At 58.0% G+C, this 457-nt stretch carries 1 protein-coding gene; it reads right to left on the reverse strand.

The window, feature by feature from the left end; genetic code table 11:
- Nucleotides 1-457 (reverse strand): phosphopantetheine-binding protein (locus PL597_RS26040; RefSeq protein WP_271366659.1); only part of this gene is annotated, 457 nt, incomplete at both ends.

Below are 457 nucleotides of genomic sequence, written 5' to 3' on the forward strand. Positions count from 1 at the left end.
GATATCGAAATTCTCGTCGTTGCGGTTCTTGTCCGCATCGTCCAGAAGCCGCGTGCCATTCGACAGACGGTCGAACATCGCGCCGAAAATTTCCAGACGCTTGATGGAGTCTATGCCGAGATCGGCCTCCAGATCCATCTGGTCGCCGATCATATCGATCGGATAGCCCGTGCGCTCGCTGACGATTTCCGTCAATTCACGCACCAGCCGCTCCTCGGTGATCCCTTCAAGCATCGCAATTCTCGCCTGATCCTCGGGGCTGAGAGTCCGAGCCGCCACCGCTACCGGCGTTACGACTTCTGCGGCGGGTGTGACGGCGGGCGACGAGCCTTTGATGCCGGCGAGCAATTCTTCGACCGTGCGCAGGAAGAACTGCGTCATCTTGGCGATATTGCTCATGGTTTCGATATCGAAATTCTCGTCGTTGCGGTTCTTGTCCGCATCGTCCAGAAGCCGC

The sequence above is a fragment of the Agrobacterium sp. ST15.13.013 genome, from assembly GCF_027956525.1.
Taxonomy (GTDB): domain Bacteria; phylum Pseudomonadota; class Alphaproteobacteria; order Rhizobiales; family Rhizobiaceae; genus Agrobacterium; species Agrobacterium salinitolerans.